At 66.1% G+C, this 16,628-nt stretch carries 16 protein-coding genes; 11 read left to right on the top strand and 5 right to left on the bottom strand.

Annotation, left to right across the window (positions count from 1 at the left end):
* Positions 1-5: 5 nt before the first annotated feature.
* Both BW39_RS16005 and BW39_RS16000 read right to left on the bottom strand, forming a co-directional pair.
* Positions 6-1,430, bottom strand: a complete 1,425-nt coding sequence (locus BW39_RS16005; RefSeq protein ID WP_043822950.1) for a dihydrolipoyl dehydrogenase — start codon at positions 1,428-1,430, stop codon at positions 6-8.
* 236 nt (positions 1,431-1,666) lie between these two features.
* Entirely contained in the window at positions 1,667-2,161 is a 495-nt protein-coding gene (locus BW39_RS16000) for a hypothetical protein (protein WP_043822948.1), read from the bottom strand.
* Between the two features lie 294 nt (positions 2,162-2,455).
* Here BW39_RS16000 and BW39_RS15995 point away from each other — a divergent pair, with 294 nt between their 5' ends.
* From BW39_RS15995 to BW39_RS31085, 3 genes are all read left to right on the top strand, one after another.
* On the top strand, positions 2,456-3,670 hold the full coding sequence (locus BW39_RS15995) for an HAF family protein (protein WP_043822992.1): 1,215 nt from the start codon (positions 2,456-2,458) through the stop codon (positions 3,668-3,670).
* A 40-nt stretch (positions 3,671-3,710) separates the two neighbouring features.
* Positions 3,711-3,974: a hypothetical protein gene (locus BW39_RS31090; RefSeq protein WP_152547251.1), complete on the top strand. Its 264-nt coding sequence runs from the start codon at positions 3,711-3,713 to the stop codon at positions 3,972-3,974.
* 192 nt (positions 3,975-4,166) lie between these two features.
* Positions 4,167-4,412, top strand: a complete 246-nt coding sequence (locus BW39_RS31085) for a hypothetical protein (RefSeq protein WP_152547250.1) — start codon at positions 4,167-4,169, stop codon at positions 4,410-4,412.
* 107 nt (positions 4,413-4,519) lie between these two features.
* Here the strand turns inward: BW39_RS31085 and BW39_RS15990 are convergent, their stop codons facing one another.
* Positions 4,520-5,470 (bottom strand): LysR family transcriptional regulator, encoded by a 951-nt coding sequence (locus BW39_RS15990; protein ID WP_043822945.1) that lies wholly within the window; start codon positions 5,468-5,470, stop codon positions 4,520-4,522.
* 134 nt (positions 5,471-5,604) lie between these two features.
* Here BW39_RS15990 and BW39_RS15985 point away from each other — a divergent pair, with 134 nt between their 5' ends.
* Positions 5,605-6,588: a tripartite tricarboxylate transporter substrate binding protein gene (locus tag BW39_RS15985; RefSeq protein ID WP_043822942.1), complete on the top strand. Its 984-nt coding sequence runs from the start codon at positions 5,605-5,607 to the stop codon at positions 6,586-6,588.
* 10 nt (positions 6,589-6,598) lie between these two features.
* On the top strand, positions 6,599-7,777 hold the full coding sequence (locus BW39_RS15980) for a M20 aminoacylase family protein (protein ID WP_043822990.1): 1,179 nt from the start codon (positions 6,599-6,601) through the stop codon (positions 7,775-7,777).
* A gap of 21 nt (positions 7,778-7,798) precedes the next feature.
* On the opposite strand, the gene BW39_RS15975 is transcribed toward BW39_RS15980, so the two are convergent.
* On the bottom strand, positions 7,799-8,398 hold the full coding sequence (locus BW39_RS15975) for an IMPACT family protein (protein ID WP_013802201.1): 600 nt from the start codon (positions 8,396-8,398) through the stop codon (positions 7,799-7,801).
* A gap of 196 nt (positions 8,399-8,594) precedes the next feature.
* On the opposite strand from BW39_RS15975, the gene BW39_RS31700 reads away from it, so the two are divergent.
* From BW39_RS31700 to BW39_RS15950, 6 genes are all read left to right on the top strand, one after another.
* Positions 8,595-8,765 (top strand): hypothetical protein, encoded by a 171-nt coding sequence (locus BW39_RS31700; protein ID WP_012205835.1) that lies wholly within the window; start codon positions 8,595-8,597, stop codon positions 8,763-8,765.
* 225 nt (positions 8,766-8,990) lie between these two features.
* Positions 8,991-9,857 carry a helix-turn-helix transcriptional regulator gene (locus tag BW39_RS15970; RefSeq protein WP_043822939.1) on the top strand — a complete coding sequence of 289 codons (867 nt, stop codon included), beginning with the start codon at positions 8,991-8,993 and terminating at the stop codon, positions 9,855-9,857.
* Between the two features lie 101 nt (positions 9,858-9,958).
* On the top strand, positions 9,959-11,695 hold the full coding sequence (locus BW39_RS15965; RefSeq protein ID WP_043822936.1) for an FAD-dependent monooxygenase: 1,737 nt from the start codon (positions 9,959-9,961) through the stop codon (positions 11,693-11,695).
* Positions 11,692-11,931 (top strand): hypothetical protein, encoded by a 240-nt coding sequence (locus BW39_RS15960; protein WP_043822935.1) that lies wholly within the window; start codon positions 11,692-11,694, stop codon positions 11,929-11,931. Before BW39_RS15965 ends, BW39_RS15960 begins: the two co-directional genes overlap by 4 nt.
* 67 nt (positions 11,932-11,998) lie before the next feature.
* Positions 11,999-12,991: an AraC family transcriptional regulator gene (locus BW39_RS15955; RefSeq protein WP_043822934.1), complete on the top strand. Its 993-nt coding sequence runs from the start codon at positions 11,999-12,001 to the stop codon at positions 12,989-12,991.
* 75 nt (positions 12,992-13,066) lie between these two features.
* Positions 13,067-15,562 (top strand): YgiQ family radical SAM protein, encoded by a 2,496-nt coding sequence (locus BW39_RS15950; protein WP_034394236.1) that lies wholly within the window; start codon positions 13,067-13,069, stop codon positions 15,560-15,562.
* A gap of 13 nt (positions 15,563-15,575) precedes the next feature.
* Here BW39_RS15950 and BW39_RS15945 read toward each other — a convergent pair.
* Positions 15,576-16,628, bottom strand: a 1,053-nt coding sequence (locus tag BW39_RS15945) for a GGDEF domain-containing phosphodiesterase (protein ID WP_043822932.1), incomplete at its 5' end; no start/stop codon positions are given.

Below are 16,628 nucleotides of genomic sequence, written 5' to 3'. Positions count from 1 at the left end.
CGAGATCAATCGTCCATGGGCAAGGGAGCACAGTTGCCCAGGTCGGAGGGCGGCGGCTCGCGCAACTGGCGTACCGCGTCGCGCAGGGCGGTGCGCAGGCCCTCTTCCAGCACGGGGTGGTAGAAGGGCGCACGCAGCAGCTCGTGCACGGTCAGTTGCTGCTGCACGGCCAGGGCCAGCAGATGGGCCAGATGCTCGCCGCCCGGTGCGCACATTTCCGCGCCCAGCAGCAGGCCGCTGGCCGGGTCCGCATAGACGTGAAGCAGGCCCGCGTTGCGCTGCGCAGCACGGGCGCGTCCCTGGTGCGCAAAGTCCACACGGCCCACCACAAAGTCCTGACCCAGCAGCGCCTTCATGGGCTGGCCCACGACGGCTGCCTGGGGCGAGCTGAAGACAATGGACAGCGGCGTGCGCCGCTCGAAGCAGGCCACGTTCTCTGCCATGGCGTTGGTGCCCGCGATATGGCCTTCGTCCACGGCCTCATGCAACAAAGGGCGGTCGCCATTGGCATCGCCCGCGAGGAACAGCGGCAGCTCGCCGACCTGCAGTGTCTCGCGGCTCACGGGCGGCTGCCCATGCTCGTCCAGCTCAAGCCCCAGCGTCTCCAGCCCCAGGCCTTCGAGCTGCGGGCGCCGACCCATGGCGGCCACCACGTGGTCCACGACGATGCGGGTGTCGCCTGCACGCACGACGATGCTGCTGTCCGGGCCCTTGCCCAACTGCACTTCATGGTCGGTGATCACCACCATCTCTTTCTCAAGCAGATGCCGCAATGCGTCGGTGACATTCGGGTCGGACAGGCCGGCAAGCTTCGGGCCGCGTCCCAGTGCGGTGACCTCCAGTCCCAGCCGTGCCAGCGCCTGCGCAATCTCCACGCCCAGCGGACCCAGGCCGACGACGGCCACGCGCGGGCCCAGCGTCTTGCGTTCGAACAAGGTGTCCGTGGTCAGGATGCGCTTGCCAAAGCGCTTCCATTCCTCCGGCACCACGGGGCTGGAGCCCGGAGCGAGGATGAGCTTGCGCGCAGCCAGCACCTTGCCGTTGACCTCGATCCGATTGGCTGCCAGCAGCCTGGCACGCCCGTCGATGGCCCGCCAGCCCAGGCCCTCCGTGGCCTTAATCGTGCTTGCCACGAACTCGTCGCGCAGCTTGCGCACGCGGCGCAAAACGGCGGGCAGGTCCAGCTGCAGCCCGCTCGCGCCGCGTATGCCGAAGGCATCGAAGTGGTTGCGTGCATGGAAGGCGTTGGCCGCCTCGATCAGCAACTTGGACGGCATGCATCCCACCCGCGCACAGGTCGTTCCCCAGGGCCCGTCGTTGACGATGGCGAAATGCTCCGTGTGCTTGCGCACCTCGCGCAGCGCCGACAGTCCGGCCGAGCCGGCACCGACGATGATCACGTCGAGGGCGGTGGTGGGTGGGTTTTTCATGCTGTCTGATTCCTTTGACTGTGGCACCAAGTCCCGTGGAGGTCTCCGCTGCCGGTGGATGTGCCGAAAGGTGTGCCGACGGGAGTGCCGACGGAAGTGCCGACAGATGGTCGAGATGCCTGCCTCGCCTGCCATGGGACATGCGTGCCAGTCTGCATGCTGGCGCTCGCGGCAGTCGTAGGCGAAGGGCCGAAACCGCTGCTGGACATTCAGGCCCGGCCCGTGCCGCGCAGGGGCTAGCCGGATGCCCAGTGTTGCCATGCCGCGTCCGTGCGGCTGCCTGATGCGCCGAAATCCGCTTCCCGCGCAAAGCGCCTGAGAGATGTCTCGGTAACCCTCAAATGGCTGACACGGCACAAGTGGCTTTGCGCCGTCTGCAGCCAGCGGCGCAGGGACCAATCAAGCTGCGCCACCACCCCACCATGCACCTGTGCGCTGTGCAGGCGCAGGCGGCCATCGAGGATGAAGGCCTTCACCGTCCGTGCGGACAACTGCAGATCCTCGCAGACCTGCCGCAGCCCGACGCCCTCGCGGACCCGGGTGCTCAGGCCGCGCCTGTGCATCTGGCAGCGAACGGAGCGCTCGCTGCGGTTCAGCCGGCGGCAGATCATCTGCACGGGCAGGACGCCGGCCCAGCGTTCGAGTGCAAGCAGTTCTGCGGGACTCCAGCGGCGGCGAATTGCGCCATTCGGCCATGCGCTGTCGGATGTCAGGCAGTGTGTGATTGCCATGGAAAGCTCCCATTCATATGGCGCTGCGCTGTGGCATGGCCTGAATCCCGGATGCCGATGAGACAATTATTGATGGGAGATTCTTTTGCAAGCTTTTGATTTTGTTGATTGTTTTTGTTGTTTTGATTGCTGCTCGAATGGACGGCTCCATACCGCGATGCCTATCGTGGGGCCGGGATGCGGATCACGGAAATAGCGTCTGCACCGGCGCGCATATGCCAAGCCCCATGCGGATTTCCTGTTCGGCACCCGATTTCCATGAACGACTTCTTTGCTTTTTCAGGAGAACCCTTCATGCGCCTTCAGCCAAAGCATTTGAATTTTTCCGTTGCGTGCCTTGCGTTGCTGGCACTGCCGGCCGCGCAGGCCCTGCCCATGCAGGACGTGGGCACGTCGGCAGGCCCGCAATGCGTGGGCCTGGACATCAACAACAGCGGCCATGTCGTGGGCGCCTGTGCAGAGAGCGACGGCTCGTCCGCAGGCTTCGTGTCGCTGGCGCCGGGCAGTGCGGCAGACCTTGCACGCCTGTCGCCGGGGCGCAACTGCAACGCGGCGGCCATCACCAACAGCGGCCAGGTGGTGGGCAGCTGCCTGGACGGCAATTCGGTGTCCGTGGGCGTGTTCTGGAATGCGGCCACGCCCGCCACGGTGCAGACACTGCAGCCGCTGACGCTCGATGTGCGCAGCATGCCCACGGCATACAACCAGGGCGGCTATGTGGCAGGCGTCAGCCTGAGCGGCAGCAACACGGCCCGCCCTGTCATGTGGCGCAACAATGAAACCACGGCACGCGCGCTGCCGGCGGGCCTGCTGGGCCTGAACAGCACCAACTGCGTGCCGTCCGATGTGGACAATTTCGTGGTGGGCGGCAACATGCCGGGCATCGTGGGCAACTGTCCCGACAACAGCGGGCATCCGCGTCCTGTCTATTGGTCTGCCGCAGTCCTGGGCGGCTATATGGCCACGGCCCTGAACCTGCCTCTCAATGCCGTCTTCTGCCGCGCAAAGACCGTCGTCAATACCCGCATCATGGGCTATTGCGATTTTGGTGCCCAAGGTGGACGCACCGTCGTCTGGCTCAACTCGTCCTCCAGTCCGCAGGTGCTGTCCATATCGTCCCCGCCCGCGCGAAACAGCGGCGTCGATCTCAACATCCTCGGCGAGGTGATTGGGCACTACCAGTTGGCAGACGGGCGCAGCATGCCCTATTACTGGAACAGCCAGACCGGTGTCATCCGCGATATTCCTCCGCTGCCTGGCGGCATGAATGCACGTGTGGTGGATATCGGTGACAACGGAACGGTGGCAGGCCACAGCGAACTGGCCGACGGAAGTTCGCACGCCATCACCTGGACCCCCTTGGGCGGCACCGTGGACCAGGGAACCCTCGCAGGCGGCGAGAACAGTGCGGCCTCGGCACTGAGCCAGGATGGCTGCTACATGACAGGAAGGAGCGAAGTCGCGCAATTGGCATCGCATGCCTTCGTGCAGAACCTGTGCGCGCCATGAAGGCGCAGCCTCGTCTCACACCGTGCATAAAGGAAATACCATGAAGATGCGATATCCAAGACTTGCAACCCCACTGGCAATCGCTGTGTGCGGGCTCTGGGCCCCTGCAGTGCAAGCGAACGGCATTTCATTCGAGAATTTTTCCTCCTCCAATGCGGCACAGGCTTTTGGCAGCTCATATAGTATGCCGCCCCTGATGATGATGGCGCAAACGAGCGAGTCGTCGAAATTGATGGAAATGATGGCTGCGAATATAGGTGAAACCAGACTAATGCCACTTCAGATGATTGCGAAAGGGATATGAGCATGTTTGCGGTATGAATGCGCCTGTGGTGAATATAGGCGATACCGCAATGGTGGCTTGCCACAGCGAAATGAGCGATGAAAGCTTTCGCGCCATCATGCGGGCGTCCACAGACAACGCGTGCTGTGTGCAGAATCTGTGGACTACTGCTCGTCAGTATCAATTCGAAAACGATGAGATAAAGGGGTTGAAATGAGAGTTCGATATGAAAAATCATTTTCCACTATGGCGGTATTTATTGTTTTAATGTCCTCCTCCGCGCTGCATGCGAATAATATTTATTTTTCGGAAGATGGTCTAATAAATTTGGAAAATAGCAGCCTGCATGCGGATGATGGTTTAGTTGAATATGTCATTTGTGAAGCTGTTTTGCTATTGAAAAGTGAGGGGCTGGCAGTTGCTCATTGCCTGGGGCGTTCCTTTGGGAAATTTCATTAATCGGACCTTGAGAACAGGCTGTGCTAACTATTTAATTTCACGTGACTCGTTGTCCCGGCTTGCGATTTTGCATTGAGGGTATTCGATGGGTGATCACCGGTATCAAATCAGTCTGGCAATGCCATGCGGCCCAGCCTTCCGCCATGGCTGGGCGCCCGTTCCGGCGCAGGGGCATCGTCGGCCATCAACTTCCCCATCAGCCCTCGCAGGATTGCCAGCGTCGGCGCCTCGCTGCGCTGACGCAGCGTGACCAGCCCGAAGCGGGCGGTGCTGCGCATGGGCGGGTCCATTGGCAATTCGGCCAGGTCCGGGGCGACGGCGCGAACGGCCAGCAGCACGGTGTCGCTGTTGCGCGCAACATCCACGAGGCTGGGCAGCTCCTCGCACTGCAGTGTGACGAACCGCGCCGGGTGGGCCATGGCGCCATAGGTCTCCACCAGCAGCCAGGCCACCTGGTCGCTCAGCGGGGTGGAGGCGACGGGGTAGCGCTGCACATCCTCGAAGCGCAGATCCCGCTGCAGGCGGGCCAGTGGATGGTCGGTGCGGCACATGAAGGCGGCGCGCATTTCGTGCACGACGTCCAGCGCAAGGTCGGGTGCGGGCCGCAGCGCGCGCAGGTCCACGACCAGGGCATCGAGCAGGCGCTCGCGTAGCGAGTGCACCAGCAGATCGGTGCTGCCGCGCGCCACCTCGGTTCGCACGCCGGGATGGTGCACGGTCATGTGCTGCAGGAACGGCGTCATCAATATTGCGCCGGGGCCCGATCCCAGGCCCACACGCACGGTGCCGGCCGCACCCTCGCGCAATTGGCGCCCCCTGTCACGCAGCTCGTCGGCCTCGGCCACCAGGGCGCGCGCCCGTCCCAGCATCTCGCGGCCGAAGGCTGTGAGTTCGCTGTGGCGGCCGATGCGGTCGAACAAGGGTATGCCCAGCTCCTGCTCCAGCGCGCGCACGCTGCGGCTGAGGGCCGGCTGTGTCAGATGCATGGCCTCGGCCGAGCGGCTGAAGGAGCCGGTCTGCGCCACCGATATGAGATGCCTGAGCTGCACCAGCGTCATGATTTTTCGCGCCCTGAAGTCTGCATGAAACTCATGCTAATGCAGCCAACAATGCATTGGACGTTCGATGACCCGGCTCCTAGGATGCCGCGTATCCGGCCGACCGAGCCGGAGCCATCCACCAAGGAGACATGATGAGATTTTTGTTCCAGCGCGTTTGGCTGACGGGCGCCGGCCTGCTGCTGAGCGCGGGCCTGGCCTGTGCGCAGAGCCCGTCCTCCAGGCCCGTAAGCCTGATGGTTCCCTATCCGGCCGGCGGCCCTTCGGACGCCATTGCCCGCATCTTCAGCGTGCCGCTGTCCAAGGCACTGGGCCAGCAGGTCATTGTGGAGAACCTGGGCGGCGTGAGCGGTGCCATGGCCGCGCAGAAAGTGCTGGCCGCTCCGCCTGACGGGCACTTTGTCTTCCAGGGCTCGCCCAACGAGGTGATCCTGTCGCCCCTGGCCAATGCGGCCGTGCGGCTCAAGGCGGAGGATTTCCGACTGGTCCATCCCGTGGCCGAGGCCGTGATGGTGTTTGTCGCCCGCAAGGACCTGGAGGCCGGCAACGTGGATGAGCTGATCGCACTGGCCCGCAAAAGCGCCAGCCGGCCGCTGTCCTACGGCAGTGTCGGCATTGGCTCGCTCTATCACCTGATCCTGGAGAAGGTGCAGCAGGACGCTGGCATACAACTCATGCATGCGCCCTACAAGGGCAACGCGCCGCTGCTGCAGGACATCGGCAGCGGGCAGGTCGATTTCGCTGTGCTCGTCTACAGCGCAGCCATGGGCGCGCTGGCCGAGCAGGGCCGGCTCAAGATCCTGGGCCAGCTGGGTGAGCAGCGATCGGAGTTGCTCAAGAATGTGCCCACGGTGCGTGAGGGCCGGGAGCTGAAAAACTTCGCCTACAAGACCTGGACCAGTTTCCTGGTGCGCAAGGACACGCCGCAGGAGGTGGTGCAAAGGCTGCACCAGGCGATAGGCGCCATGCTCAAGGACCCGGGCGTGCGCGAGCAACTGGCCCTGCAGACGCAGCTGGCCGCGGCGCCCATGTCGCTGGCTGAGGCCGCGCAGTTCTATGAGGCCGAGACCGCCCGCTATCGCAGCATTGCCCGCTCCATCCGCCTGCAACCCCAGTGAGATGCCGCACATGAACACCCTTCTGGACACTTTGCGCGGCTCGGCCGCAGCCTTCGTCGATGTGCGCCGCGACATCCACAGGCACCCCGAGCTCGGCTTCGAGGAACACCGCACCAGCGCCCTGGTCGCGCAGCAACTGGAGCAATGGGGCTACGAGGTGGAACGCGGCCTGGGCGGCACGGGCGTGGTGGGGCGGCTGGTGCGCGGCAGCGGCAGCCGGCGCCTGGGCCTGCGCGCCGACATGGACGCGCTGCCCATCGCCGAGGCCAATGAATTCGCCCATGCCAGCACGCATGACGGCGTGATGCATGCCTGCGGCCATGACGGCCATACCGCCATGCTGCTGGCAGCGGCCCGGCATCTGGCCGAGCACGGCGGCTTCGACGGAACGCTCACGCTGATCTTTCAGCCTGCGGAGGAGGGCGGCGGCGGGGCCTTGCGCATGATGGAAGACGGGCTGTTCGAGCGCCACCCCTGTGACGCCATCTTCGCCATGCACAACATGCCGGGCCTGCCCCAGGGGCGGCTGGCGCTGCGCGAGGGCGCAGCCATGGCGTCCTCCGACTACGCCACGCTCACCCTCACCGGCGTGGGAGGGCACGGTGCCATGCCGCACCGCACGGCCGACCCCATCGTTGCGGCCGCCAGCATCATCATGGCCTTGCAGACCATCGTCTCGCGCAACATCGATCCGCTGCAGATGGCGGTGGTGACCGTGGGAGCTATCCACGCAGGCAAGGCCAACAACGTGATTGCCCACAGCGCTGCGCTGGAGTTGAGCGTGCGTGCGCTGGATGCCGATGTGCGCAGGCTGCTGGAGCAGCGCATTCGCGACCTGGTGAGTGCGCAAGCCGAGAGCTTCGGCGTGCAGGCGCAACTCGACTGGCGACCCGGCTATGCCGTGCTGGTCAACACGCCCAAGGAGACGGACTTCGCGCGCCAGATCGCGCTGGAGCTGCTGGGCCCGGAACATGTCACGCTGCAGGCGCCACCCTTGCCGGGCAGCGAAGACTTCGCCTTCATGCTGCAGCGCGTGCCAGGCAGCTATCTGCTGATTGGCAATGGCGAGGGAAGCGAGCAAGGCGCCTGCATGGTGCACAACCCGGGCTATGACTTCAACGACGACAACATCGCCGTGGGCGCCGCCTACTGGGTGCTGCTGGCGCAGCGGTTTCTGGTGGCCGGTTGAACTGCTTGAGCCCGGCGCATCTCATTCGCCGGGGTGGACTTCCATCCAGCCCACGCGCCCCTGACCGCTCTCGTTGAGGCGGCTCACAAAGCCTTCAGCCTGCGACTGCGGCAGGCGCAGATCGAACTGCACCAGCGATCCATGCTCGACCTGGAGCAGCTCGGCGCCTGCTGCATCGATCTCGCGGCGCACCAGGCCTTCCAGCGCATAGGGCACGGCGCAGCGCAGCGATTGCATGCGCTGCAGTGTCACTTTCTCGGCGGTCAGCAGGGCCTGGGCCACGGCATCGGTGTAGGCGCGCACCAGGCCGCCTGCGCCCAGCTTGACGCCGCCGAAGTAGCGCACCACGGTGGCCAGCACGCCTTCCAGGTCCTGGTGGCGCAGCACGTCCAGCATGGGGCGGCCTGCCGTGCCGCTGGGCTCGCCGTCATCGACGGCTGCCGACTGGCCGCCTGCCAGCAGCGCCCAGCAGACATGGGCGGCGCCGGGGTGCTCTCGCCATAGCGCATCGACCACCGCCTGGGCGCTGGCGCGGTCGGCCATGGGCTGCACGCAACCGATGAAGCGGCTTTTCTTGATGATGAGTTCGCTGTGCGCGGGCGCGCGGAGTGTCTGTGGCATGGAGGGCGGCAAGCTTACCCGATCGTCCCTGGTCCGGTGTTTGGCGCATGGATTCATTACGCCTTTATTACGAAGCGCTACACATTTGTGAGCATGCGTACCTTGTGTCATTTCAGCTTCAGAGGGTTGCATCCAGGTTTGTCCTACAGAAATCGTGAAAGATTCGCAGTAAGCTTTCTGTCAAGGAGGCGCAACCATGAACACCCCACCTTCCCGCGATCCCGTTCTCACCGAACACACCTTTGGCCGCGATCATTTCAGTCCCCCGCCCATGGCGCTGGAGCAAGCTGGTCAGGACCATGAAGCCGCTGGCGGCGGCATTCCTCTGGATCTGGACCAGCGCATTCGCAACGTCGGCGAATGGTGATGGCAGGTGCCGCCTGGCCAAGGGCCTGCAGCGGCATCAGTACTATCAGGTCCGGCTGGACCGTGCAGCGGCCCGCCGACAGGCGGTGACCCTCAAGCGAACAGGCCGCGAACCAGGCGCAGCAGGCTCTTGCCTCGCTGCGCTGGATTTATCATTTCCAATTTCCACGTACCCACCCACGCCGGCTGCGCGAAGCGCCGGCCTTTTTGCATTCCTGCAGGAACCATGAGCACTGACACAGGCCGCAGCCATTGGCTGCTGGCGCCTGCCTCCGCCAGCGACGCCAGCCTGCCCGTGCCCCTGGGCGATGTGACGGCGCTGCTGGAGCAGGTGGGCCGCTCCAGCGCCAGCAGCGACGAGGTGGCCGGGCAGTTGCTGCATTTGCTGGGCCGGCACGTGCTGCTGGCGCAGTGCACCATCTTCTCGTTCCAGGGCCGATCGCGGCCGCGCATCTTGGGTTTTGGCGACCGGGCACGCACGGGAGCGCTGCCCATGATTTCGCAGGACTACAGCGAGCGCTTCTATCCCCTCGACGGCGCACAGCGCGTGATGCAGGCGGAACTTGCGCGGCAGCAGCGCGACCCCCAGGCTCCCGCGCGCGTCTGGCTGCACCGCCAGCGCCCCTGCGATGTCAGCCATCCCGAGTACCGCCATGTCTGCTATGGGTTGCCGCGCCTGGTGGAGCGGCTCTCGCTGCTGACCCTGCAGCCTGGCGCACGGTGGCTGGCGGTGAACCTGTACCGGGGCGAGGAGCACGGCTGCCTTGATGCGCAGTCCATCGCACGCATCGAAGCCTTTGCGCCCCTGGTCATGCAGGCCATGCGCCTGCACTATGCGGGCCAGGCGCTGCAGGACGATCTGGCGGGGCTGGTGCTGGCGCGCCTGGCCGGGCGCTTTGCCCACCTCACGCAGCGCGATCTGGACGTGGTGCGCTGCGTGATCGAGGGGCTTGATGCCGAGCGGCTGGCGCAGCGCCTGGGCATCACCGTGTCCAGCGCGCGCACCTATCTCAAGCGGGTCTGCGCCAAACTGGGCGTGCAGGGGCAGCGTGAGCTGTTTGCCTTGTTGATGGCGCCCGAGGCGCTGTCCTGAGCCCCGGAGGCGGGCGCCGCAGTCTGTCCCCATCTGGGGACATCGCCATGGCCGGTGCTGCCTACACTGCGCCCTGAACAAGACGCACGACGGAGACCCCCATGCACCAGCCCCATGCCCAGCCCAGGCAGTCCATCTACTACCGCTACCAGGTGCATCGGCCCTGGCTGCCATCGGAGCATCCGGGGGTGCAGCGGCACCCCGTCGTCATCGTCGGAACGGGGCCGGTAGGCCTGACCACAGCACTGGAGCTGGCGCGCCACGGGCAGCGATGCGTGCTGCTGGAGTCCGAGCTGCAGGTATCCGAAGGCAGCCGTGCCATCGTCTTCACGCGCCGCTCCATGGAGATCCTCCAGCAGGTGGGCGTGGCTGGGCGGGTCAGCGAGAGCGGGCTGCCATGGCGCTTTGGCAACTCCTTCTACCGGGGCCAGCGCGTGTTTCGCATGGAAGCACCGCACAGCGAGGACGACCGCTTCTTCCCCATGACCAACCTGCAGCAGCAGTACTTGGAGGAGTACCTGGTCGATGCCGTGTTGGCCCATCCACTGATCGAGTTGCGTTGGGGCAACCGCGTGGAGCGGGTGGAGCAGGCTGGCGAAGGCGCCGCTGCAAAAGCGCGGCTGCAGGTGGACACGCCCGAGGGGCCGTATGCGCTGGAAGCCGACTGGCTGGTCGCAGCCGATGGCGCACGCTCGGGCATACGCACGGCCATGGGCCTGGTCATGGAAGGGGCGTCATACGAAGGCCGCTTCGTGATTGCCGACATCCGCATCGACCTGCCGCTGCCCACCGAGCGCCTGGCCTTCTTCGATCCGGTGTGGAACCCCGGCAACACCATCCTCATGCACCGCGAGCCGCACGGCATCTGGCGCGTGGACTACCAGTTGCCTGCGGGCGAAGATCCGCAGCAGGCACTGCAGCCCGAATCGCTCAAGGCGCGCATCGACGCGCAACTGGAGATGATCGGCTTTGGCGGCACGCCCTGGGAGATGGACTGGAGCTCGGTCTACTCGGCGCGCGCGCTGACCTTGCCGGACTACGTGCACGGCCGCGTGATCTTCACGGGCGATGCGGCCCACCTGCTGCCCATCTTCGGGGTGCGCGGCGCCAACACCGGTTTCCAGGACGCCCAGGCCCTGGCCTGGCGACTGGCACTGGTGGCGCGCGGCGTGGCGCCGGCCCGGTTGCTGGGCAGCTACAGCAGCGAGCGCGTGGGCGCGGCGCGCGAGATTGTCGAAGAGGCCGGCAAGAGCACGCGCTTCATGGCGCCGCCTTCGCGCGGCTTCCGGCTGCTGCGCGATGCGGTGCTGTCGCTGTCGCTCACCCAGGCCTTCGTGCGCCCGCTGTACCACTGGCGCACATCACGCCCCCATGAGTACGCCCGCTCGCCCCTCAACAGCAGGGACGACGACAACCATTTGTTCAAGGGCGGCCCCGCCCATGGCGCGCCGCCGCAGAACGTGTGCCTGGCGCCGGACGACTATCTGCTGGACCACCTGGGCGGCGGATTCGACCTGCTGTATTTCACCGATGGCTCGGCCGTGCCGCCCGCGTTGAGCGAGGTTGCCCGCGTGGTGCGCGGCCGCGGCGTGGGCCTGCGCATCGTGGCCATCTCCAGCCAGGCGCAGCCGCAGCCAGTTCAGGGCGCTGACCTGACCCTTTCCGATAGTCAGGGCCGCTGCCGCGAACGCCATGGCGTGCCTGCCGATCCACCTTCTGGCGCCGCCTACCTGCTGCGGCCTGACCAGCATGTCTGCGCACGCTGGCTGGCGTTGGATGCGCGGCGCCTGCAATCCGCACTCGACAACGCCACCTGCACGCAAGGAGCCCAGGCATGAGCCAAGCACACACATCGCCCGACACGCTTGAATCGCCCGGCACCCTGGATATCGCCGGTCTGGAAGCCGTCTACGACCAACTGGCCACGGCCATTGACGCGGCAGGCCCGCAGCAGTCCGAGCTGTTTCTGGTCAAGCTGGCGCTGCTGGCGGCCAAGCGGCTGGGCAGCGCCCGGCAGTTCTCCGAGCTGGTGCAGGCGGCGCAGCAGGATCTCCAGCCTAGGGTAAACAGCTAGTCCTGCCGGGTGGTCGCGTGGCCGGCGCTGGCTAACATCGGCCCGGAATCAAGGATGCCACGACCCCATGGATGTGCTGAGCGAAGTTCTCGATATTTGCCGGTCAGAGCGCGCCGTGACGGCGCGTTTTGCGCTGACCGCGCCGTGGAGCCTGAAGTCCACGGGCGTCACGGGCGCCATGATCCGCATGGCGCGCGGCGCGCCTTACTGGATACAGGTGGAGGGCATGCAGCCGCTGCGGGTCGAGCCGGGCGATCTGGTCATGCTGCCCATGGGGGCGGCACATGTGGTGGCCTCTGACCTGGGCATGGCCTGCGAGCTGTTCTCGCGGCTGATCTCCCGCCATGCCGAAGGCCCGCAGGACGAAAATCCGCTGGTCTTCAGCCATGGCGGCGGGGGCGAGGCGACCGACATGTTTTCGGCCCTGCTGTGGTTTTCAGCCTATTGCCGGCATTCGGTGTTCCGCATCCTGCCGCCGCTGATCCATATCCGCGCAAGCGATCTGCCGCTGGCCGATTGCCTGGCCGCCACCATGCAGTCGCTCACGCTGGAGACGCTGGCGCGGCGTCCGGGCTGGCGCCTGTCGGCCGCGCGCATGGGAGAGTTGCTGCTGGTCAACATCCTGCGCGAGCACCTGGCGCGCGAGGCCGCCGTGGGTGAAGGCTGGCTGCGGGGCCTGGGCGATGCCTGCATTGCCCGCGCCATCGTCTGCATGCACCGGGAGCCGCAGCGCAGCTGGAGCGTGGAGACGCTGGCGGCCGAGGCCGGCATGTCGCGCACCCGCTTCAGCATGCGTTTCAAGCAGCTGGTGGGCGCCACCCCCATCGGCTACCTGACGGCGCACCGCATGGCGCTGGCCGCCCAGCAGATGGAGGCCGGCGGGCTGTCATCGGCCCGCATCGCAGAGAACGCGGGCTACGACTCTCCCAAGGTGTTTGCGCGGGCGTTCCGCCGCTGGTCCGGGCATACGCCCAAGGCCTATCTGGCGCAGGAGGCCGCAAAGAGGTCGGGCTGGCAGCAGCAGGAAGGCCGTATCAGGGGGCTGGAGCAAGACCCTTAGCCAGCAGGGTTGAGTGCCGAAACGTACACTGGCCGGTTCCTTCCGCACAGGCTCCCAGAAGCCGAACCGCCCATCATGAACGCCCCCGTTGACGTTTCCTTTTTCCATCGCGCTGCCAAGCCGCTGACCAGCTACCGACCGTACTGGGCCAAGCGCTTCGGCACGGCCCCGTTCCTGCCGATGAGCCGGGCCGAGATGGACCAGCTTGGCTGGGACAGCTGCGACGTGATCCTGGTGACGGGCGATGCCTATGTGGATCACCCCAGCTTCGGCATGTCGGTGATCGGCCGGGTGCTGGAGGCGCAGGGCTTTCGCGTGGGCATCATCGCCCAGCCCGACTGGCAGAGCGCCGAGGCCTTCAAGGCCCTGGGCCGTCCCAACCTGTTCTGGGGCGTGACGGCGGGCAACATGGATTCGATGATCAACCGCTACACGGCCGATCGCAAGATCCGCTCCGACGATGCCTACACGCCGGGCGACGTGGGCGGCAAGCGCCCCGACCGCGCGGCCATTGTCTACAGCCAGCGCTGCCGTGAGGCGTACAAGGACGTGCCCATCGTGCTCGGCGGCATCGAGGGCAGCCTGCGCCGCATCGCCCACTACGACTACTGGAGCGACAAGGTGCGCCGCTCCATCGTGGTGGACAGCAAGTGCGACATCCTGCTGTACGGCAATGCCGAACGCGCCCTGGTCGAGGTGGCCCACCGCCTGGCCGCGCGCGAGCCCGTGGAAAGCATTACCGATGTGCGCGGCACGGCCTTCTTCCGCCGCGAGTCGGAAGCGGGCTGGTTCGAGCTGGATTCCTCCGTGGTGGACGAGCCCGGTGTGGTCGAGCCCCACATCAACCCCTACATGACCACCAGCGAGCAGGCCGAGGCCCAGGGCCAGACCTGCTCCAAGGAAGAGGGTGATGCCGCCGCGAAGCCGGACGGTGCCTCGGTCGCCGCCGTTCAGACCATCCAGTTCGTACCCAACCCGTCGCTGCGCGGCAAGGGCAAGCAGCCGCCGCGCGACAAGACCGTGCTGCGCCTGCCCAGCTACGAGCAGGTCAAGGCCGACCCCATCCTCTACGCACACGCCAATCGCGTGCTGCACCTGGAGACCAACCCCGGCAATGCCCGCGCCCTGGTCCAGGCCCACGGCGAGGGCGTGACCGCGCGCGATGTGTGGCTGAACCCGCCCCCCATTCCGCTGACCACGGCCGAGATGGACTGGGTCTTCGGCCTGCCCTATGCGCGCAGCCCCCATCCCAGCTATGCCGACGCCAGCGGCAGCCATGAAGGCGAGACCAAGATCCCGGCCTGGGAGATGATCCGCACCTCGGTCAACATCATGCGCGGCTGCTTCGGCGGCTGCACCTTCTGCTCCATCACCGAGCATGAGGGCCGCATCATCCAGAGCCGTTCCGAGGAGTCCATCATCCAGGAGGTCGAGGACATCCGCGACAAGGTCAAGGGCTTCACCGGCACCATCTCCGACCTGGGCGGCCCCACGGCCAACATGTACCGCCTGGGCTGCAAGAGCCCCGAGATCGAGGCCGCCTGCCGCAAGCCCAGCTGCGTGTTCCCCGGCATCTGCCAGAACCTGCACACCGACCACGCTCCGCTGGTCAAGATCTACCGCCGCGCGCGCAATCTGCCGGGCATCAAGAAGATCCTGATCGGCTCGGGCCTGCGCTACGACCTGGCCGTGAAGTCGCCCGAGTACGTTAAGGAGCTGGTGCAGCACCATGTGGGCGGCTATCTGAAGATCGCGCCTGAGCACACCGAGTCCGGGCCGCTGACCAAGATGATGAAGCCCGGCATCGGCAGCTATGACCGCTTCAAGCAGATGTTCGAGCAGTTCAGCGAGGAAGCGGGCAAGAAGCAGTACCTGATTCCGTACTTCATCGCGGCCCACCCGGGCACCAGCGACGAGGACATGATGAACCTCGCCATCTGGCTGAAGAAGAACGGATTCCGCGCCGACCAGGTGCAGACCTTCTATCCCAGCCCCATGGCCACGGCCACGGCCATGTACCACTCGGGCCGCAACACGCTGACCAAGGTGCGCCGCGAGATGCGCGACGTGAACGAGGAGTCGGTGGACATCGTGCGCGGTGAAAAGCGCCGGCGCCTGCACAAGGCCTTTCTGCGCTACCACGACCCGAACAACTGGCCGCTGCTGCGCGAGGCCCTCAAGGCCATGGGCCGTGCCGACCTCATCGGCAACGGCAAGCAGCACCTGATCCCCACCTTCCAGCCCCTGGTCGATGGCGGCTACCAGAGCGCGCGCCGCAAGAACAGCACGCAGGGCACGGGTGTGGCCGCACGTGCCGTGGTGTCCCAGCAGGGCAAGGCCTACGCCCTCAACAAGGCCGGTGGCAAGAATGCCGGGCCGGGCAAGGTGCTGGCAGAGTCGCGCGAGCCTGCGGGCGATGTGCGTTTCCGTTCCAGCCAGCCCCAGCCGGGCCGAATGCTGACCCAGCACACGGGCCTGCCGCCGCGCCCCGGTGTGGGTGGTCCTTCCCGTTCTGCGGGCGCTGCCGGTTCGGGCCGCAAGGCGGCGCCGGGCGGTCGCAAGCCGCGCTGACGCGCCTTTGCCTCTAGCTGGCGGCCGGCGCCAGCGTGCCCTGCCATTCGCGGCGGGCGGCCTGGGCGCCGCTTTCAAAGTAATGCGTGTCCAGCGGCACGGGCCGTGCCAGGGCAAAGCCCTGTGCATAGTCCACGCCCACGGCCTGAAGGGCCTGGGCGATCTCGCGGGTTTCCACATACTCGGCCACGGTGCGCTTGCCCAGAATGTGGCCTATGCGGTTGATCATCTCCACCATGGCGTGGTTGCTGGGATCCTGGAGCATGTCGCGCACAAAGCCGCCATCGATCTTCAGATAGTCCACGGGCAGCTGCTTCAGATAGGTCAGCGAGGACATGCCCACGCCAAAGTCGTCCAGCGCAAAGCGGCAGCCCAGGGTGCGCAGGGCCTGGATCAGCCTGGTGGCACTGGACAGGCTGGCGATGGCGCTGGTCTCCGTGATCTCGAAGCACAGCAGTTGCGGCGCAATGCCATGTGTGCTCAGCTGTTTCTGCACGAAGTCCAGCAGCCCGTCGTCATCCAGGCTGGGGCCTGACAGGTTGATGGCGCAGGTGTCGATGTGGCGCAGTGCGGCCGGATGCTGGGCCAGCGTGGCCAGCGTTCTGGCGATCACCCAGCGGTCCACCGTGGGCATGATGCCGTAGCGCTCGGCCGCGGGAATGAAGGTGGCCGGCGAGATGATCTGGCCCTGCTCGTCGCGCAGCCGCAGCAGCACCTCGAAATGCAGGCCCCGCTGGCCGTCGGGCTGCAGCGGTGCAATGCTTTGGGCGTACAGGCAAAAGCGCTCCTGCTCCAGCGCCATGCGTATGCGTGTCACCCATTCCATCTCGCTGACGTGGCGGGTGTACTCGCCATCGTCGCTGCGGTAGACGTAGATGCGGTTGCGGCCGCGCTCCTTGGCGCGGTAGCAGGCCATGTCGGCCATGCGCAGCAGGTCCTGGGCCGACTGGACCTCGCCGCCGATGTGCACCAGGCCGATGCTCAGCCCCGTGCGCAGCACCTGCTTGCCCCAGTGCACGTGCAAGGCCTCGGTCGCCTGGCGCAGCTTCTCGGCAATGCGCAGGGC

The sequence above is a fragment of the Delftia sp. RIT313 genome (genome assembly GCF_000632165.1).
GTDB lineage: Bacteria > Pseudomonadota > Gammaproteobacteria > Burkholderiales > Burkholderiaceae_C > Comamonas > Comamonas acidovorans.
Note: the sequence above shows the minus strand (reverse complement) of the source record. Positions and strands in the feature narration are given on the sequence as shown.

What these genes read in the sequence shown, in the direction of transcription:
- BW39_RS15955 (WP_043822934.1), top strand. Translation starts at nt 11,999, where the DNA reads ATGGATGTGCTGAGCGAAGTTCTCGATATTTGCCGGTCAGAGCGCGCC.
- BW39_RS15960 (WP_043822935.1), top strand. Translation starts at nt 11,692, where the DNA reads ATGAGCCAAGCACACACATCGCCCGACACGCTTGAATCGCCCGGCACC.
- BW39_RS31090 (WP_152547251.1), top strand. Translation starts at nt 3,711, where the DNA reads ATGAAGATGCGATATCCAAGACTTGCAACCCCACTGGCAATCGCTGTG.
- BW39_RS16000 (WP_043822948.1), bottom strand. Translation starts at nt 2,161, where the DNA reads ATGGCAATCACACACTGCCTGACATCCGACAGCGCATGGCCGAATGGC.
- BW39_RS15980 (WP_043822990.1), top strand. Translation starts at nt 6,599, where the DNA reads ATGAACACCCTTCTGGACACTTTGCGCGGCTCGGCCGCAGCCTTCGTC.
- BW39_RS31700 (WP_012205835.1), top strand. Translation starts at nt 8,595, where the DNA reads ATGAACACCCCACCTTCCCGCGATCCCGTTCTCACCGAACACACCTTT.
- BW39_RS16005 (WP_043822950.1), bottom strand. Translation starts at nt 1,430, where the DNA reads ATGAAAAACCCACCCACCACCGCCCTCGACGTGATCATCGTCGGTGCC.
- BW39_RS31085 (WP_152547250.1), top strand. Translation starts at nt 4,167, where the DNA reads ATGAGAGTTCGATATGAAAAATCATTTTCCACTATGGCGGTATTTATT.
- BW39_RS15950 (WP_034394236.1), top strand. Translation starts at nt 13,067, where the DNA reads ATGAACGCCCCCGTTGACGTTTCCTTTTTCCATCGCGCTGCCAAGCCG.
- BW39_RS15975 (WP_013802201.1), bottom strand. Translation starts at nt 8,398, where the DNA reads ATGCCACAGACACTCCGCGCGCCCGCGCACAGCGAACTCATCATCAAG.
- BW39_RS15970 (WP_043822939.1), top strand. Translation starts at nt 8,991, where the DNA reads ATGAGCACTGACACAGGCCGCAGCCATTGGCTGCTGGCGCCTGCCTCC.
- BW39_RS15995 (WP_043822992.1), top strand. Translation starts at nt 2,456, where the DNA reads ATGCGCCTTCAGCCAAAGCATTTGAATTTTTCCGTTGCGTGCCTTGCG.
- BW39_RS15965 (WP_043822936.1), top strand. Translation starts at nt 9,959, where the DNA reads ATGCACCAGCCCCATGCCCAGCCCAGGCAGTCCATCTACTACCGCTAC.
- BW39_RS15990 (WP_043822945.1), bottom strand. Translation starts at nt 5,470, where the DNA reads ATGACGCTGGTGCAGCTCAGGCATCTCATATCGGTGGCGCAGACCGGC.
- BW39_RS15985 (WP_043822942.1), top strand. Translation starts at nt 5,605, where the DNA reads ATGAGATTTTTGTTCCAGCGCGTTTGGCTGACGGGCGCCGGCCTGCTG.